The organism is Lysobacterales bacterium (genome assembly GCA_016703225.1).
GTDB lineage: Bacteria > Pseudomonadota > Gammaproteobacteria > Xanthomonadales > Ahniellaceae > JADKHK01.
This window is the reverse complement of sequence record JADJCM010000002.1, coordinates 379177-397308: the sequence shown is the minus strand read 5'-3', so window position 1 is coordinate 397308 and position 18132 is coordinate 379177. Positions and strand designations below refer to the sequence as shown.

At 68.6% G+C, this 18132-nt stretch carries 15 protein-coding genes; 4 read left to right on the top strand and 11 right to left on the bottom strand.

Translation table 11 applies throughout. The features are described 5' to 3' along the window. Positions 1-22 precede the first annotated feature (22 nt). Both IPG63_10380 and ppa read right to left on the bottom strand, forming a co-directional pair. Positions 23-796, bottom strand: coding sequence for a hypothetical protein (locus IPG63_10380; GenBank protein MBK6727650.1), 774 nt, complete (start codon positions 794-796; stop codon positions 23-25). A gap of 42 nt (positions 797-838) precedes the next feature. Beyond that, positions 839-1387, bottom strand: coding sequence for an inorganic diphosphatase (ppa, locus tag IPG63_10375; GenBank protein MBK6727649.1), 549 nt, complete (start codon positions 1385-1387; stop codon positions 839-841). Positions 1388-1695: 308 nt separating this feature from the next. On the opposite strand from ppa, the gene IPG63_10370 reads away from it, so the two are divergent. After that, complete coding sequence (locus IPG63_10370) at positions 1696-2562, top strand: MBL fold metallo-hydrolase (protein ID MBK6727648.1); 867 nt, start codon at positions 1696-1698, stop codon at positions 2560-2562. A gap of 81 nt (positions 2563-2643) precedes the next feature. Here IPG63_10370 and IPG63_10365 read toward each other — a convergent pair whose 3' ends face one another. Beyond that, complete coding sequence (locus tag IPG63_10365; GenBank protein MBK6727647.1) at positions 2644-4716, bottom strand: sodium-translocating pyrophosphatase; 2073 nt, start codon at positions 4714-4716, stop codon at positions 2644-2646. A gap of 152 nt (positions 4717-4868) precedes the next feature. Here IPG63_10365 and IPG63_10360 point away from each other — a divergent pair, with 152 nt between their 5' ends. Genes IPG63_10360 through IPG63_10350 form a run of 3 tightly spaced genes read left to right on the top strand, consistent with a single transcriptional unit; the run spans position 4869 to position 8111 of the window. Beyond that, positions 4869-6017, top strand: a complete 1149-nt coding sequence (locus IPG63_10360) for an acyltransferase (GenBank protein MBK6727646.1) — start codon at positions 4869-4871, stop codon at positions 6015-6017. Then, on the top strand, positions 6010-6963 hold the full coding sequence (locus IPG63_10355) for a cation transporter (GenBank protein MBK6727645.1): 954 nt from the start codon (positions 6010-6012) through the stop codon (positions 6961-6963). Before IPG63_10360 ends, IPG63_10355 begins: the two co-directional genes overlap by 8 nt. A 53-nt stretch (positions 6964-7016) precedes the next feature. Beyond that, positions 7017-8111: a hypothetical protein gene (locus IPG63_10350; protein MBK6727644.1), complete on the top strand. Its 1095-nt coding sequence runs from the start codon at positions 7017-7019 to the stop codon at positions 8109-8111. A 7-nt stretch (positions 8112-8118) separates the two neighbouring features. Here IPG63_10350 and IPG63_10345 read toward each other — a convergent pair whose 3' ends face one another. From IPG63_10345 to IPG63_10310, 8 genes are all read right to left on the bottom strand, one after another. Beyond that, positions 8119-11139, bottom strand: coding sequence for a diguanylate cyclase (locus IPG63_10345; protein MBK6727643.1), 3021 nt, complete (start codon positions 11137-11139; stop codon positions 8119-8121). Between the two features lie 67 nt (positions 11140-11206). After that, complete coding sequence (locus IPG63_10340) at positions 11207-11638, bottom strand: excinuclease ATPase subunit (protein MBK6727642.1); 432 nt, start codon at positions 11636-11638, stop codon at positions 11207-11209. A 29-nt stretch (positions 11639-11667) separates the two neighbouring features. After that, positions 11668-12900, bottom strand: coding sequence for a beta-ketoacyl-ACP synthase (locus IPG63_10335; GenBank protein MBK6727641.1), 1233 nt, complete (start codon positions 12898-12900; stop codon positions 11668-11670). Beyond that, entirely contained in the window at positions 12897-13628 is a 732-nt protein-coding gene (gene fabG, locus IPG63_10330) for a 3-oxoacyl-ACP reductase FabG (protein MBK6727640.1), read from the bottom strand. The genes IPG63_10335 and fabG overlap by 4 nt, the downstream gene beginning before the upstream one ends. Then, positions 13621-14085, bottom strand: a complete 465-nt coding sequence (locus tag IPG63_10325) for a 3-hydroxylacyl-ACP dehydratase (protein ID MBK6727639.1) — start codon at positions 14083-14085, stop codon at positions 13621-13623. The genes fabG and IPG63_10325 overlap by 8 nt, the downstream gene beginning before the upstream one ends. After that, complete coding sequence (locus IPG63_10320) at positions 14085-15269, bottom strand: beta-ketoacyl-ACP synthase (GenBank protein MBK6727638.1); 1185 nt, start codon at positions 15267-15269, stop codon at positions 14085-14087. Before IPG63_10320 ends, IPG63_10325 begins: the two co-directional genes overlap by 1 nt. After that, the gene (locus IPG63_10315; protein ID MBK6727637.1) at positions 15269-15832 is read right to left on the bottom strand and encodes a DUF3261 domain-containing protein; all 564 of its coding nucleotides are present in this window, start codon (positions 15830-15832) and stop codon (positions 15269-15271) included. The genes IPG63_10320 and IPG63_10315 overlap by 1 nt, the downstream gene beginning before the upstream one ends. After that, the gene (locus IPG63_10310; GenBank protein MBK6727636.1) at positions 15829-18126 is read right to left on the bottom strand and encodes a hypothetical protein; all 2298 of its coding nucleotides are present in this window, start codon (positions 18124-18126) and stop codon (positions 15829-15831) included. The genes IPG63_10315 and IPG63_10310 overlap by 4 nt, the downstream gene beginning before the upstream one ends. Positions 18127-18132: the final 6 nt, after the last annotated feature.

Here is an 18132-nt window from a genome sequence, read left to right as displayed (position 1 = left end):
GGCAACAGCGGACCGGATTGCGCTACACCAGCAATCGCGGTGCGAACAGGTGCGACTCGTGCAGGTTGCCGGCGAGTCGCAACGCCTGCGCCAGCGTGTGCGCCGCGGCGCTGCGACCGACCAGAACGGTCGAGGCCAGATAGAACACGCGCAAGGACGTGCGCATTTCGGCCAGTGCCAGGTGGTCGGGGATGGCGTCTTCATGCAGGTCGCCGTCGATCCAGTCGATCAGCATCGAAAGCACGTCCTCGCCCGCACCGACCTGTTCGGAGGCTGCGCGCAACGCCAGCGCAATGCGCGCCGGGCGGTGCCCGAAGCTGCGGAACAACGCGGTGGCCAGATGCGCCATCACCATCAGGAACACTTTGTGCGCGGCCGGCACCGCTTCGCGCGCGGTGATCTGCGCTGCATTCGGCACCGCGTGCAGGCCAAAGTCGGCGAAGGCGCTGATTTCGGCCGGTATCGGCTGCGCGTCCTCCATCGCCTCGTCCATACCGACCAGATGCGCCGGATAGCGCGACAGTGTGTCGTAGGGCCGCGCCAGCGCGAAGTACATCGCCTTGGCGACGCGCTGGCGTTCGACTTCGTTGATCAGCTTGCGCTGCTCGGCATGCAGCAGGAAGCGATTCACCAGGAACTTTGGTTCGGTCGCGCAAAACGCTTCGCAGAAGCTGAAAATGTTGGCGACACGCGCAGCGTCGCTGAGCACATCGGTGAGCGCGGTGAAGGTCGCCCGTCGCCGGTGATTGACGCCGATTGCAGGCGGACTGCCACCACCGAGAAATGCCTGAGCCATGCGGCGATCATTGCCCCATCACGACTGCTTCCGCAAGAGCGGTCAGAAATGCGGCTTGTCCGGAGCCGACTGGTAGTTCGCGACCGCGGACAGGATCTCGGCGCGCGCCGCGTCCGGGCCGGCCCAGCCTTCGACCTTCACCCACTTGCCCTTCTCCAGGTCCTTGTAGTGCTCGAAAAAGTGCTGGATGCGTTCGCGCATCAATTCCGGCAACTCGTCGATGGTGCGCACGTGGTCGTAGGCCGGGAACACCTTGCTCACCGGCACCGCGATGATCTTGGTGTCGGCGCCGGCCTCGTCGGTCATCTTGAGCATGCCGACCGGACGGCAGCGGATCACGCAACCCGGAATCAGCGGCAACGGCATCACCACCAGCACGTCGGCCGGATCGCCGTCACCGGAAAGCGTATGCGGGATGTAGCCGTAGTTGCACGGATAGCGCATCGGCGTGCTCAGCACGCGGTCGACGAAAATCGCGCCACTGGCCTTGTCCACTTCGTACTTCACCGGCTCCGAGTTCATCGGAATCTCGATGATCACATTGATGTCGTCCGGCACGGCGCGGCCGGACTCGACGAGGTCTAGACCCATGCTGGCGTTCCTCAAGCGGGGCGACGAGCTTAACGGCAGCGCGCTAGAGCCGGGGCTCTGGCGCGCTGCCCGCACCGTGCTCGAATCCGTCCAGGAAGATCACAGGCGACGGGCTCGACGTGCAGGCGCCGGCGGTCGAAGCGAAAGCCATGCGCAATTCGCTGTCAGGATAGGCGTGCCCACCGCCTGAGCCTGCTGCAGCGAGGTTTCAACATTCAAGTGCCGGGCGGTTTTGCGTCGGGGCGGCGCGGTGCAACCGGCGGCGGAACGCGGCGCCTGAATGGGACTCTGCAGAGAACGAGGCAACGATGAAACCCGAAGTGCAGTCGTTTTTCGATCAGGACACCGGCACCTGGACGCACCTGGTGCAGGCCGCGGGATCGACGCAGGCGCTGGTGATCGATCCGGTGCTCGACTACGACGCCACCGCGGCGCGCATCACGACGCGCTCCGCCGATGCGCTGCTGGCCCTGCTCACCGAGCGCGGGCTGAAGCTGGCATGGATCCTTGAAACACATGCGCATGCCGATCATCTGAGCGCGGGCGACTACTTGCGCGGCCGCACTGGCGCCGGCATCGCGATCGGTCGGGGCATCCTCGACGTTCAGCGCCATTTCAAGACCGTGTTCGGACTCGGCGACGAATTCCGTGCCGACGGCTCGCAGTTCGACTGCCTGCTCGGCGATGGCAGCGTGCTGCCATTCGCCGAACTCGCGATCGAGGCGATTGCCACACCCGGCCACACGCCTGACAGCCTGAGTTACCGCATCGGCGATGCGCTGTTCGTCGGCGATACGTTCTTCGCACCCGACGTCGGCACCGCCCGCTGCGACTTCCCCGGCGGCGACGCCGCGACCCTGTTCGCATCGATCCAGAGACTCTACGCCCTGCCCGACGCCACCCGCGTGTTCCTGTGCCACGACTATCCACCGGCCGGGCGCGAACCCCGCGCCGAGCTGAGCCTGGCCGAAGCGGCAAGCACGAACCGGCAACTGCGCCGCGACAGCGAACGCGACGAATTCGTCGCATTCCGCAGCAAGTGCGACGCCACCCTGTCGATGCCGCGCCTGATCCTCCCCGCCCTGCAAATCAACATCCGCGCCGGCGCCTTGCCGCCAGCCGACGGCAACGGCGTCCACTACCTGCGCCTACCCCTGCAACTCCCAACCTCGTAGCCGCGCGCCGACGGGACTCCAGCGTTCTCGCAGCCACAAAAAACCCCGCCGAAGCGGGGCTCTTTGCGAAGCGGATGTTGCTTAGATCGACAGCATCGGGATCAGCAGCAGGGCGACGATGTTGATGATCTTGATCAGCGGATTGATCGCCGGGCCGGCGGTGTCCTTGTAGGGGTCACCGACGGTGTCGCCGGTCACCGCGGCCTTGTGGGCGTCCGAGCCCTTGCCGCCGTGGTGGCCTTCTTCGATGTATTTCTTGGCGTTGTCCCAGGCGCCGCCGCCGGTGCACATCGAGATCGCGACGAACAGGCCGGTGACGATGGTGCCCATGAGCAGACCGCCGAGCGCGGCCGGGCCAAGAATCAAACCCACCAGCACCGGCAGGATCAGCGGCAGCAGCGACGGGATGATCATCTCCTTGATCGCGGACTTGGTCAGCAGGTCGACGGCCTTGTCGTATTCCGGCTTGCCGGTGCCTTCCATGATGCCCTTGATCTCGCGGAACTGGCGGCGCACTTCCTCGACCACCGCGCCGGCGGCGCGGCCCACGGCCTGCATCGCGAAGGCACCGAACAGGTAGGGGATCATGCCGCCGATGAGCAGGCCGATCACCACCTTCGGATTGTCGATCGAGAAGTTGACGGCACCCTCACCGAGGTTCTCGCTGAGCTTGGCCGAGTAGTCGGCGAACAGCACCAGCGCGGCGAGGCCGGCCGAGCCGATGGCGTAGCCCTTGGTCACCGCCTTGGTGGTGTTGCCGACGGCGTCGAGCGCGTCGGTCACCTTGCGGATTTCCGGACCGAGCTCGCTCATTTCGGCGATGCCGCCGGCGTTGTCGGTGATCGGGCCGTAGGCGTCGAGTGCGACGATCATGCCGGCCATCGACAGCATCGAGGTGGCGGCGATGGCGATTCCGTACAGGCCCTGGATCTCGTAGCAGCCCCAGATCGCCGCAGCCACGGCCAGCACCGGCAGCGCGGTCGACTTCATCGACACCGCCAGACCGGCGATGACGTTGGTGCCATGGCCAGTGACCGAGGCGGCAGCGACCTGACGCACCGGGCCGTATTCGGTGGCGGTGTAGTACTCGGTGATGACGACCATGGCCGCAGTCAGCACCAGGCCGATCATGGCGCACTCGAACAGCGGCATCACCAGTTCGGCGGCGAACATCTCGCGGGTCACGAAGAAGAATGCGATCGCCGAGATCGCACCGGAGACGCCAAGACCGCGATACAGCGCGTTCATGATCTTGCCGCCCTCGCGCGCCTTGACGAAGTAGGTGCCGGCGATCGAGGCGATGATCGAGACCGCGCCGAGGATCAGCGGATAGATCACGCCGGCGTAGCCGTAGGTCGCAAACGAAAGGCTGGCGATCAGCATCGCCGCGATGATGGTCACCGCGTAGGTTTCGAACAGGTCGGCAGCCATGCCGGCGCAATCGCCAACGTTGTCACCGACGTTGTCGGCGATCACCGCCGGATTGCGCGGATCATCTTCCGGAATGCCGGCTTCGACCTTGCCGACCAGGTCGGCGCCGACGTCGGCACCCTTGGTGAAGATGCCGCCACCGAGACGCGCGAAGATCGAGATCAGCGACGAACCGAAGGCCAGGCCGATCATCGGATGCAGCGCGTCCTTCAGTGCCGCGGCGTCGAGTGCTGCGCCACCGGCAATGATCATGAAGTAGCCGGCGACTCCGATGATGCCGAGACCGACGACCAGCATGCCGGTGATGGCGCCGCCGCGGAACGACACCGCCAGCGCGGGATTCAGGCCCTGGGTGGCGGCATGGGTGGTACGCACGTTGGCGCGCACCGAGACGAACATGCCGATGAACCCGGCCAGGCCCGAGAGGAAGGCGCCGATGGCGAAGCCGATCGCGGTCGGCCAGCCGCTGTGCACGGTGCCGTCCACGCCCTTGGTGCTGAGCCCGAAGCCGATGATCAGGAACAGGATCACGCCGACCACGGCGATCGTCTGGTACTGACGACGCAGGTAGGCACCGGCCCCTTCCTGGATCGCCGCTGCGATGGTCTGCATGCGCTCATTGCCCGCGCTTTGCGCGAGGATCCACTGCACCGAGATTGCGCCATAGCCCACGGCGAGCAAGCCGCAAGCCATCGCGATCCAAAGACCGTATTGTTCCAACATTTCTGTCTCCAACAAGCGAAGTGACCCCGGCAGACCCGCCGGAAGCGAAAAGAGCCGGCGGATTCTACGGGGAGCGGCCAGAGCCGGCAAACGCCAGGAATGGCCGGGATCGGGCGCTGTTGCTACGCTCGCCGGCTCGTTACGCCCCCGCCATGACCCGAACCCCGGACGACATCAGCGCACTGACCGGCCTGCGCGGCTTCGCCACGCTGTGGGTGGCCACCTACCATTTCTGGGAGTTGGCCGGGCTTCCGGCAGTGCGGCTGGGGCCAATCGACCCCTCGCCGCTGCTTCAGAACGGCTATTTCAGCGTCGACATCTTTTTCGTGCTCTCGGCCTTTCTGGTCGCGCGGCCGTTCCTGCGCGCGGCGCAGGGTCGGGTGCCGATGCCGTCCTATGGCGGCTACCTGTGGCGGCGGGTGCGGCGCGTGGTGCCGGCCTACTGGGCCAACCTGTCCATCCTCTCGGTGCTGATCTGGTTCGGCACTGGCAAGTCGCCGTTGGATGCCATCGGCGTGCTCTCGCATCTAGGCTTTCTGTTCTGGTACACGCTGCCGCCGGGCAGCATGCCGTTCAATCCGGTGTGGTGGACGCTGCCGATCGAGTGGTGGGCCTACTTCCTGCTGCCACCCCTCGCCCTGGCCCTGCGTCGCGTACCGGCGTGGCTGTGGCTGGCGGTGATCATGGGCTTTGTGATGTGGACACGCATCAGCTTCGTCGAGCACTTCTTTGCGGGCGATCAGTCGTTCTGGTGGCAGGCACAGGACTACCGCAATCTGCGCGCCCGCTTCGACCAGTTCGCGATCGGCCTGCTCGCTGCCTGGTACTTCGAGCGTGGCATCACGCCGAACCAGGCCCGCATTGCCGGATGGATCGGGCTGGCGCTGTTTGTGGCGACTTTCGTGTACGTCGGCTGGTTCGTGCCGCGCTGGCTGCACGACGCGATCCGGCCGTGGCTCTACCTGCACTACACCGTGCTAGCCACCGCGGTGGCGCTGATCGTGCTTGCCATCGCATCCGGCTGGCGTCCGCTGGCGCGCTGTTTCGAGGGTCGTGTGCTGATGCTCGCCGGTACCATGAGCTACTCGCTGTATCTATGGCACTACCCGGTATTCGCCTGGGTAATGCAACACGGCAGCGTCTTCCAGACCTGGCCGCTGCTGCTGCGGGCCGCGTTCGCGCTGTTGCTGACCGCGCTGGCGACATGGATCGCCTATCGCCTGTTCGAGCGCCCGTTCCTGTCGATGCGTGCTCGCGGTGACAAAGCTGCTGCCGAGGCGGGACAATCGCCGCATGCATAGCCATCACCACGGCCCGCACGGGCATGCGCACGCCCATCCGTCGCACGATCACGGCACGGACGATCCGCACGATCGTCATGCCGTCTCGCAGACCGGGGCCGGTAGCCGCTATGTGATCGGCGTGGTGCTGAATATCGTGCTGGTCGTGGTCCAGGCCGTAGTCGGCTTCACCATCGGTTCGATGGCCTTGCTCGGCGATGCCGGGCACAACGCCGGCGACGTGCTCGGGCTGATGCTGGCGCTGTGGGCGATGCGACTGGCGCGGCGCAAGCCCGACGCGCGCCACACCTACGGCTACGCGCGCTCGACGATCTTCGCGGCGAATACCAACGCCGCACTACTGCTGATCACCTGCGGCGCGCTCGCAGTGGAGAGCGTGCGCCGTTTCACCGAGCCGGCGCCGGTACCGGGCTTCTGGGTGATGGTCGCGGCCGCCGCCGGCCTGATCGTGAACTCGGTGTCGGCACTGGTGTTCTGGCGCGGCGGCCACGCCGACGCCAACCTGCGCGCAGCCTTCCTGCACCTGGCCGCCGATGCCGCGGTCTCGCTCGGCGTGCTCGTCGTCGGCGTGGTGCTGATGTTCAAGCCCTGGTACTGGCTCGACCCGCTCGCCGGCATCCTGGTGTCGGTGGCGATTTTCATCAGCGCCATCGGCCTGCTGCGCGAATCGCTCGACCTTGCCCTGGACGCGGTGCCCAAGGGCCTCGACATCGCCACCATCGAGTCCGCGATCCGTCAGGTCGCCGGCGTGCGCCACGTCCACGACCTGCACGTGTGGCCGCTCTCGACCACCGTCACCGCGCTCACCGCGCACATCGAGCACAACGGCAAACGCGATGGCGATGCCCTGCTGCGCGATGCCGAGGCGGTGATCCAGCAGCGCTTCGGCATTAGCCACACCACGATCCAACTCGAGAATGTCGGCTGCGATCGGCACTGCGGCTGAGCTGGGCCGATACACTGCTCGGCGGAGCTTTCGAAGACGGAGGGAAGGCGCCCATGGCCACGCATCCCCACACCAGCACCGTGATTGCCCGCAGCGCGCTGCTGCTCGCTCTTGCCGGCGTCAGCCACGCGACAGATCTGCCGCGCTTCTCTGGCAACGCCGTCTGGCAGCAACCCGTGGACAGCGCGCCGCTGCATCCGCAGTCGGCGAGCATGATCGCCGCGTGGACCGCGCTCGGCGGCTTCGGCTACGGCCGCATGCAGATCGATTTCAGCATGGTCGTCAACCGCGCCGCCGCCGGGGTACCGACACGCGCGATCAGCGGCTATCCCTACGACGACTACTACGATCCCGACTGCGACCCGATCGGCAGCAGCCTGCCGGTGCCGGCGGGCGCGCGCATCGAGGGCAGTGCTGGGCTCGCCTGCGACAACGAGAACGAGGACTGCCATCTGCTGGTGGTGCAGGGCAATACGCTGTACGAGGCCTATCACGTCGATGCTGATTCGCCGACGACGCTGGAATCGCAATGCCTGGTGCGCTGGGAGCTTGATGCGCTGTACTCGGAGCGCCAGCGCGGCGAGCACTGCACCAGCGCCGATGCCGCCGGTTTTCCGATCTCCCCGCTGCTGATCAACAGCGACGAGGTGGCAGCCGCCGCGGCAATACCCGGCGGCACCGTCGGGCACGCGCTGCGCTTCATCATCCCGAACGCGCGCATGGCCAACGACCCGGCGCTCGGCGGCGTCAGCGGTCGCTTGTACGTGCGACCGGCGACGCACGCCGGTGGGCCATCCGGACCCATTGGGTCGATCCCCTACGGCGCGCGCCTGCGCCTGCGTTCCAGCTTCCCGATGGCCGGCTACAACGCCGCGGCACAGGCGATCCTGCGCAGCATGCAGCGCTACGGCATCGTGCTCGCCGACGGCGGCAACATCGCGCTCACCGCCGAGAGCGACGCGTTCAACGCCAACACCTGGGCCTCGCTCGGCATCGGCTCGCGCGTGTTCGACACCACCCCGGGCGCGCAGACCGTCAGCGCCAGCGACTTCGAAGTGATCGATACCGGCCCGCGCATCGCCGAAACCTACGACTGCGTCCGCGAAGACCCGCTGCCGGCACCGCTGTTCGCGGATGGGTTCGAGTAGCGACTGCTCACGCCGCACGCACGCAATAGCGCCCGGCGCGCTTGGCGCGGTAGAGGGCGGCGTCGGCGGCGCGGAACAGGTCGTCGGGGCCTTCGTCGGCGTGCGGCACGCGGCTCAGTACGCCGGCGCTCAGGGTCAGGGTCTGCGTGTCGTTGCCGAGCGTGCGCGGCGGCAGCGCCTCGACCAGAGCGCGCATGCGCTCGGCAATGGCGCTCACGGTGTCGAGGTCGGCATCGGGCAGCACGCAGGCGAACTCCTCGCCGCCGTAGCGCGCCACCAGGTCGTGCGGGCGGGTGGCGCTGACCAGCGCCTCGGCGATCGCGCGCAGGGCGGTGTCGCCGGTGAGATGGCCGAAGCGGTCGTTGTAGTCCTTGAAGTGGTCGATGTCGATGATGATCAGGCCGACCGGCAACTGCCGTTCGAGCGCGCGCGGCCACAGCGTCTGCAACACCTGCACCAGGCGCCGGCGGTTGGCGATGCCGGTCAGCGCATCGGTGTGCGACAGCTCGGTCAGGCGCAGGTTGGCCGCATCGAGTTCGGCGGTGCGCGCCGCGACCTGGTGCTCCAGATCACGCGCCCGCTGCCGCGCGGCACGCAGGTACAGGTGCACGCCGAGCGCAAGCGCGCCCAGTGCCGCGAACACGGCGGCCAGGCGCACCAGGTCGCGCTCCCACCAGTACGCGGCGACGTCGAAAGCCTGCACCTGCGGCGCGCTCGCGCGTCCGGCCCAGTCTCGCGCTTCGACGCGGAACACATAGCGCCCAGGCGGCAGCCGCGGGAAGCTGCGGCCGGGTTCGGCGCGCCACTCGCCCGGTGCGGCGTCGTAGCCGAGCAGCTGGCTGCGATAGCGCGACTCGCGCTCGCGCTGGCCACTCAGCAGCACGAAGTCGATGCGCAATTCGCCGGCGCCGGCCGGCACCCGCGGCGTCGCGCCCGGTCCGTGCAGCAGATCCACGCCATCGGCCTGCAACGCGGTGAGATGCAGCACCGGCGCCGCCGCGCCTGCGGCCGGGGGCTGGTCGAGCGCCGGGTCGTACATGCTCAGGCCGGCGAGGGTGCCAACCCAGTAGCGGCCGTGCGCGTCGACCGTCTGCGAGCCGGTGTTGCACTCGTCGTGCACCAGGCCATCGCGGCGGCGGAACGCGCGCGAATGAAAGCCATCGCTGCCGTCGGGCGTCAGCATTTGCACGCCGTTGTTGGTGCAGAGGTAGGTGCGGCCGGTGCGGTCGCGCAGCACGCTGTAGACGAACGGATCCGGCGGCGGCGGCAAGGCCTTGCGCACCGCCACCGGCGTCGTCGGCTCGGTCACGTCGAGCCGCACCACGCCAAAGCGATTGCTGCCGGCCCAGAGCACGTTGCGGTCGCCATCGCGCAACACGGTGACGCCGCGGAAGCCATCCTCGGGCAAGCCCGCGATGCCAGCCAGACGCTCGAAACGGCGGCCGTCGAAGCGCGACAGACCCTGCGTGCTGGCCGCCCACAGCCAACTGCGCCCGTCACCATCGACCTGCGCGGCCAGGCCCGAGACACTCCACGGCAGTTGCATGCCTTGCGCGAGGAACTGCTCGAAGCGGCCATCGCGCCAGCGATAGACGCCCGAGCGCAGCGTCGCGATCCAGATCTCGTGGCGCGACCCGTCGCTGCGCGCGAGGAAGGCCGTGGCCATGTCGCCATCGGCCAGGTTCCATGGCACTTCGATGCGCTCGAAGTGCAGGTCGTCGTGGATGCGCCAGAGGCTGCCATCGATCAGGCTGAGCAGCCGCCACGGTCGCCCGTCGGGGCCATCGACGCGCGCGATATGGCGGACACCCTCCGCCGGCAGCGTGCCGTCGGCCTGGCGGAACCGGCGCCAGCGTCCGTCGCTGAACAGGTCGAGCCCTTCCTTGGCCGAGCCCACCCACAGCCGCTCGCCACCGCGATCATCCGGCTCCACCAGCACGCCGAAGATGCCGTTCTCGCTGGCACCGAGATGGCTGACGGTCTGCCACGACTGGCGCCCGAGCACGGCGCGCGCGATGCCGCCTTCGGTGGCCAGCCAGAGCAGGTCTTCGCCGTCACGCCCGCGCTGCAGCGCCAAGCGGCGCACGGCGTCGGAGGGCAGCCCATGGCGGCGGTCGAACACGGTCACCTGATCGTCGCGGATGCGCAGCAAGCCGGCGCGACTGGCCAGCCACGCAACGCGCTCGCCAGCGCTGCCGGTCGTTGCTACGCCGGTGTAGATGGCTTCGCTCGGCAGTTCGCCGCTGCGCGCGCGCCACCAGCGCACGCCGTCCGCGCGAATGCGCACCACGCCCTGACCGTAGGTGGTCACCCACAATTCCTCGACGCCATGGTCGCTGGCGCGAAAGGCGTCGGTGGCCAGCAGCCCATGCAGTGCGGGGTCGTCCGGACGTTGCCAAACCCCGTCGACGCGGCCGCCGCGCAAGGGCCGGAACCACAGGCCATGGCTGGTCGACAGCCACTGCCGCGGCCCGCCGAACAAGGTATCGGTGTGCACCACGCCAAGCGGTCTCTCGATCGCGGCGCCGGCATTGCCGGCGTCCTCGCGCCAAGCGCCGTCGCGGTATTGCCACAGCCCGCCTTCCTGCCCGAGCCAGACCTCGCTGCCGCCATCGCCGGCGTGGGTGACGTAGAAGTTTTCCGGCGCATGCGCGCCCATCGCCACCGGCAACCAGTCGTCTCCATCCAGACGAAACAGCCCCTGTCCCTGGAACGCCGCCCACAGCGAACCGCCCGCAGATTCCAGATCGGTCACCAGGCTCCTGGTCTGCGGCGACGGCCACAACTGCCAGCGATAACCATCGAAGCGCGCCAGCTGCGATGCCGATCCGGCCCAGACGAAGTCGTCCGGCGCCACCCCGAGCGCGTTCCACACCTCATCCGACAGACCATCCTCGACGCCGTAGGAACTGAACACCGGCGCCGCCTGGTCACTCACATCGATCGGGCGGATCGGCACTGCAGGGGCCGCCGCCGCGGTCAACGCCGCGGCGGTACCCCACAACCACTGCCCGATCCGCCGCATCATCCGCCGCCCCGTGCCCCTTGCCCCGAACCGAGCATAGACGATCGCCCCGGCGCGGCCGAATCCGGAATCAGATCTTTGCGTACTCGCCCTTCAGCGCGCCGCCGATCATGATGTTGCCGGCGTGGCATTCGATGGTGTGGGCATCGCGGACCTCGTTCTTCTTGTAGTAGCTGGCGAGATCGACGACGGCGTTGGCGCCGCGCTGCTTGGCCGACTGCTGGAACGCGATCAGCGCCGACAGCATCACGTACTTGCAGCCGTACTGGTCGTCCTTGCCGACGCCGTTGGTCTTCTTGTTGGCGACGCCGCTGCCGAGCCGCTGCTGCACCTTCGGCGTGGCGGCGCCGGCGAGGAAGAACTTGACCGAACCATCGAGCTTGCCCTGCGCCTCGGGCATCGCCAGCACATCGGCAAGCGCTACTTTGACCACGCTGTCGCGGGCAGATGCGGTGCCCAACCCGGCGAGGACGATCAGTGCTGCGGACAGTAGACGTTTCATCGGAATCTCCTTGGATTGCTTGGGAAAGCTCAGTGTGGCCAGCGGCGGAAGATCAACGAAGTGTTCAGTCCGCCGAAGGCGAAGTTGTTGCTCATCACCACGTCGGTGTCGATGCAGCGGCCCTCGCCGCGGACGTAGTCGAGCGCGCCGCAGCGCGGATCGACGGTGTCGAGGTTGATGGTCGGCGCGAACCAGCCGCTGCGCATCATCTCGATGCTCATCCATGCTTCCAGCGCACCGCAGGCGCCAAGCGTGTGGCCCATGTAGCTCTTCAGCGAGGAGATCGCGACGCGCTCGCCGAACACCGCGTGCGTGGCCAGCGACTCGGCGATGTCGCCCTGCTCGGTCGCGGTGCCGTGGGCGTTGACGTAGGCGATCGCCTCCGGCGCGAGCTTGGCGTCGGCGAGCGCGAGCCGCATCGCCACCGCCATGGTTTCGGGATTGGCGTGGGTGACGTGACAGCCGTCGCTGTTGGTGCCGAATCCGATCACCTCGGCGTGGATCTTGGCGCCGCGCGCGCGAGCATGCTCGTACTCCTCCAGCACCAGGGTGCAGGCGCCTTCGCCGAGCACCAGGCCATCGCGTTCGGCATCGAACGGGCGCGGCGTGAACTCGGGCGCGGCGTTGTGCTTGACGCTGGTCGCGAACAGGGTGTCGAACACCGCCGCCTCGGTGGCATCGAGTTCTTCGGCACCGCCGGCGAGCATTGCCACCTGCTTGCCGCTCTGGATCATCTCGTAGGCATAGCCGATGCCCTGGCTGCCCGAAGTGCAGGCGCTGGAGGTGGTGACCACGCGCCCGGTGATGCCGAAGAACACGCCGATGTTGACCGCGGCGGTGTGCGCCATCATGCGGATGTAGGTGGTCGCGGTGATGCCTTCGGTGGTCTTCTCGGTGATCATGCGGCCAAAGTCGCCCATGTTCTCGGGCGTGCCAGACGAGGAACCGTAGGCGATGCCGACGCGTCCGCTCTTGAGCAGGGGATCGTCGAGCAGGCCGGCATCGGCGAGCGCGATCTCGCTGGCGCGCGTTGCCATCACCGCCACCCGACCCATGCTGCGCGTGCTCTTGCGGTTGTAGTGCGCGGGCAGCTCGAACGGCGCCGCCGGTGCGCCGACGCGCGTGTTCAGGCCTTCGTACACGGCCCAGTCGTGCATCGTCTGTACGGCATTGCGGCGCTCACGCAGCCGCGCCTCGACGGTCGGCCAGTCATGGCCGAGCGGGCTCAATGCCCCGATTCCGGTAACCACCACGCGCTTCATCCGAACATGCCTCCGTTCACCGAAATCACCTGCCGCGTGATGTACGCGGCGTCTTCGCCCATCAGGAATGCCACCGCCGCCGCCACTTCGTCGGGGCGCCCGGCGCGGCGCGCCGGGATGATCTTCAGCGCTTCTTCGAGCAGCTCGCTCGACACCATGTCGGTCTCGATCAGGCCCGGGGCGACGCAGTTGACCGTGATCTGGCGGCTGGCGAGCTCCACCGCCAGCGCCTTGGTCGCGCCGATGATGCCGGCCTTGGCCGCGCTGTAGTTGACCTGGCCGCGATTGCCGGCAAGCCCCGACACCGAGGACAGCGTGACGATGCGCGCCGGCTTGCGCCTGCGCACGAGCGGCATCGTCAGCGGATGCAGCACGTTGTAGAAGGCGTCGAGATTGGTGTGGATCACCGCATCCCAGTCCTCGCCCGGCATCGCCGGAAAGGCGTTGTCGCGGGCGATGCCGGCATTGCAGACGACGCCGTAGTAGCAACCGTGCGCCTCGATGTCGGCGAGCAGCGCCGTCGCACTCGCGTCGCGGTCGGCGACATCGAACTGCAGCACGCGCGCCTGGCGCCCGAGCGCCACGATCGCGTCCGCGACCGCCTGCGCTTCCTCGACTCGGCTGCGGCAATGCACGACCACATCGAAACCGTCGCGCGCCAGGCGCAGCGCGATCGCGCGGCCGATGCCGCGGCTCGATCCGGTGACCAAGACGGTGTGTTCAGCCATGCGTGCGTGCCCCCAGGAAACTCGCGGCGTCCGCGGGCTCGAACACGGTCAGTGCCGCCTCGGCCACACGCTCGCTATCGATCGCGATCGAACACTCGAAATGACCCAGGCCGTTCTCCGCCTGGAACTCGCGTCGCGCCTCGACCAGCAGCACCTCGCCGACGCGAAAGCGCGCGCGCGCACTGTCGAAGCGGCGACTGCCGAGCAGCAACCCGATCTTCGGCGCGGAACCGGCCAGGCGCGCACGCCAGCCAGCCCAGGCCGCGACCGCCTGCGCCATGTATTCGATGCCGACCCAGGCGCCGACCGCGCCGTCCTCGTGAAACAGGCTGTCGGCGCGGATCTCGACGCGCGCCAGCAGACTCTCCTCATCGCCCTCGATCGCCGCATCGAGCAGGCGCATGCGCCCGGCGTGCGGCACCAACTCGGCCATCGGCAACGCGATCGGCGTGCGCATCAGCAGCGCTCCAGAATCAGCGTGGCATTGCTGCCGCCGAACGCGAACGAATTGCTGAGCACATTGCGCAGCGGCCGCCCGAGCTTGCGTCCCGGTACCACGACCTGCAACGGCGGCAGCCGCGGATCGATCTCGCCGCTCAGCCAGTGCGGCGGCAGCAAGCCCTCGGGATTGTCGGTCAGCGCCAGGTAGGCGAGCGCGGCCTCGAGCGCGCCGGCGGCGCCGAGCGTATGTCCGGTCAAGCGCTTGGTCGAACTCACCGGCACGCGCGCGCCGAACAGCGCATGCACGGCAAGACTCTCCATCGCGTCGTTCTGTTCGGTGGCGGTGCCGTGCAGGTTGACGTAGTCGATCGCATCGGCGTCGAGCCCGGCCTCGGCGAGCGCCATCTGCATCGCTGCGAGCGCGCCAGAACCATCGGCCAGCGGCGCCGAGATGTGGTGCGCGTCGGAGGACTCGCCGTGGCCGGCGACGCGCACCGGTCCGGGCTCGCGGCTGACCAGAAACAGCGCAGCCGCCTCGCCGATGTGGATGCCGTCGCGTCCGGCCGCGAGCGGATTGGAACCACTGGCGCTGACCGATTCCAGCGAGGCGAAGCCGGCGACGGTGAAGCTGCACAGCGAATCGGCACCGCCGGCAACGACGACATCGGCCAGGCCGGCGCGCAGCAGCCGCGCCGCGCTGGCGATCGCCTTCGCGCTCGACGAGCACGCGGTCGACACGACATAGGCCGGTCCGCTGCTGCCGATCGCGGCGCGCAGGGCCAGCGCCGGCGAACCCATTTCCTGCTGGCGCATGTCGAACCAGGCCGGCACGCCGCCGTCGCGCAGGTGTTCGCCGACGGCGCGTTCGGTCTCGCCGATGCCCGACGTGCTGGTGCCGAGCACGATCGCCACGCGCGCCGCGCCGTGGCGCGCGATCGCGGCATCGACTTCGGGCCGGATCTGCGCCAACGCCGAGAGCAGCAAGGCGTTGTTGCGGCTGCGCAGCCAAGCCGGCAACGCCTGCTGCGAGTCGAGCGACGCAGTCACCGGCGCCAGCGGCACCGACTTGCCGGGCAATACCTCGGCACTTCGCGCGAGCACCGGCGCCTGCGCCAAGAACAGCGCCGCACGCACGCTGGCGACGTCGTTGCCGAGCGCGCAGATCACGCCGAGGCCATGGAGGTAGATCGATTGCCGCATCAGTCCGGATTCCCATCGACAGTCGCTGTTTCGATTCGCAGGCGGTACCCCTCGATGCGGTTGTCGAGCGTCACTGTGCCCTGCCAGCGCGGCATCGTCGCATAGGCGATGACCATTGCCGAAGCCCCGCCGTGCCAGAGCTCGCGCCGCTGCCCGTCTTCGCGCAGCTGCCAGCCCGGCGGCAGCGCCGCCTGCAGCGTCGGCGCGGGCGCGAAGGCGAACTGCAGGTCGCGCAGGAATGGCGCGGCGCTCACCGATTCGGGCAGTTGCGGCGCGCGCTGCTCATCCAGACGCGCGCCGTCCCAGTCCAGCCACAACACGCGCCGACCCAGCGCAAACGCGGCCAGACGCAGGCCCACAGCATCGACTTCGAGCTGGGCTTCGAGCACTTCGGTTCGTCCATCGCCGCGGGTGAACTGCAATCGCTGCACCAGGCTCGCATCCATCGCCATCGCCGCCGGCGCCAGCCGCGGCTCGGGCAGCAGCACGCGTTGCCGCGGCAGGCTGGCGCAGGCACCCAGCGCCAACAGCAGCGACGACACGAGCAGCCTCGCGGCGCTCATGGCGTCACCGACGTCGGCACGGCGGCCTCGGGACGGAAGCATGGCGTCAACAGCCACACCAGCACCTCTCCAATCAGCATGGTCAGGCCGAACGCGCGCAGCGCCGGCGTCGCCGACAGCGCCAGGAGGCCGAACGCAAGCAGCGTGCTGACGCCGGCCAATGCGACCGCGAGCCAGGCCGCGCCATCGCCCGGATGTTCGAGCAGGAAGATGCCGTAGTCGACGCCCATGCCCAGCAGCAACAACAAGGCCAGCACGCCGAACAGCTGCAGCGGCCAGCCGACGAAGCCGAATACCGCCAGCGTCAGCACCGTGCCGGCGAGCGTCGGCAGCAGCGCCCGCCAGGCGCTGCTGCGATGGCGCAGGCTGAGCAGCAAGAACACACCGAGATATCCGGCAGCGAGCAAGGCGCCCATACCCACCCGATAGCGCCCGAGCAGTTCCGAGATGCCGGCGGTGCGATCGACAAAGCGCACGCCTGCGACCGTTGCAGCGCTGGCCGCCAGCGCCGGCAACGCACCGGCGCGCACGCCGTGGAGCAAGACGATGCTGCCGCTGCGGCCATCGACCGAACCGAGCCAGGTGCGCGCGAGCCGTTCGCCCTGCGCCAGCGCGCGCAGGTCGGCCAGACGCAGCGGCTCGCTGGCGAAGTCCGCGCGTTGCAGCGCATCGCCGGTGGCGGCAGCAACGCTGGCGATCACCGCAGTCTCGACCGCGGCACTGAGGCGCGCGTTGTCGGCCTGGCGCGCGGCCGAGGGTAACCACTGCGACAGCGCCTGGTAGCCGGCGAGATCGCCGAGCGCGCGGTGTGCATCGAGCGCGGCGACGAGCGCCTCCTCACGCTGCAACACCTGCTCGACATCATCGCCCTCGACCAGAAAGAACTGCGCCGGGCTCGGCAGCCCCAGCAGGTTCCCGATGTGCTCCTGCATCGCCACCAGTTCGGCCGGCGCTGCATGCAACTGGCGCAGGTCGTCGTTGCTCTGCAGCCGCCAGCATCCGACGATGGCGAACAGCAAACCCAGCACGGCAATGCCCCAGCCGGTCCGCGTCGATCGCCAACGCGGCCAGTGCGCCAGGCTCGCGGCGCAGGCGTCGGCAAAACGTGTGCGCGTCGGCGCGCGGCGATCGAGCAACGGAAACAGGCAGACCACGGTCAGGAACGCCGCCGTCAATCCGGTGGCCGAGAACACCGCCATCTGCCGCAAGCCCGGAAACGGCGCCAGACCCAGTGCGAGGTAGGCGACGGCGCTGGTCGCGAGCGCGAGCACGAGCCCGGGCAACAACTGTGCGAGCAGTGCCTGGCGCGGCAGCTGCGGCTGGCCCTGGCGCGCAGCGAACCAGTGGAAGCCGTAGTCCTCGGCGACGCCGACCAGGCTGGCGCCGAACACCAGGGTCAGCAGATGCACCTGACCGAAGCACCACGCGGTCACGCTCAGCGCCGCTGCACATCCGACCAGCAGCGAGAACGCGATCAACGCGATCGGCCGCAGCGAGCGAAAGGTCAGCCACACCAGCAGCATCACCGCGGCGAGCGAGCCCCAGCCGATGGTGTTGACCTCGAAGCTGGCCTGGGCCGCGGCGGCCTCGGCGTGCAGCGGCACGCCGGCCGCGAGCAGTTCGGCATCGGCGACCCGGGTCTGCGCCGCCGTTCGCGCGGCGACAATGGCAGTGCTCACCGGCGTCGCGCCGCTGACCGCGAATGCCGAACGCGCAGACTCGAACTCGAGCAGCACCCACTGGCGTCCGTCGCCGGCCAGCGCCAGCACGCCATCGCGCGGCCGTGCTTGTGCCGCGCCGACACGTTCCGCCCACCATTGCGGCCACAAGGACAAGGCATCGCTGGCGAAGGGCAGCAGGCGCGGCGCGGCAAACGGTTGATACAGATCGGCCAGCACCCGCGCCGGCCAGTCCTCGATCCTGCCGCCGGCCAGTTCCGCGCGTTGCGCCGAAGTCAGCAAGCGATCGCGCCAGGACGCAAGCGCCGACACCAGTGCGGCACTCGCGCCGACACCGTCATCGACACGGCGCAGCAGCGCCGCATCGCGCCCGAGCACGGCTGCTGCAGCCTCCGCTGCGACACGCGCCTTGACGAAATCAGCCGCGCCCACCAGCACCACGACACGACCTTCGCCAAGCGCGGCGAGGCGCGCGTTCGCGGCCTGCAGCAGCGGTTCCTGCTCATCCTGCGGCAGCAGCGCCAGCACATTCGCATCCAGCCGCGACTGCTGCCAGAAGTGCCACTGGTGCACGCCGATGGCAGCGATGGCGAACAGCCACAGCAGCGCGGCGATGCGTTG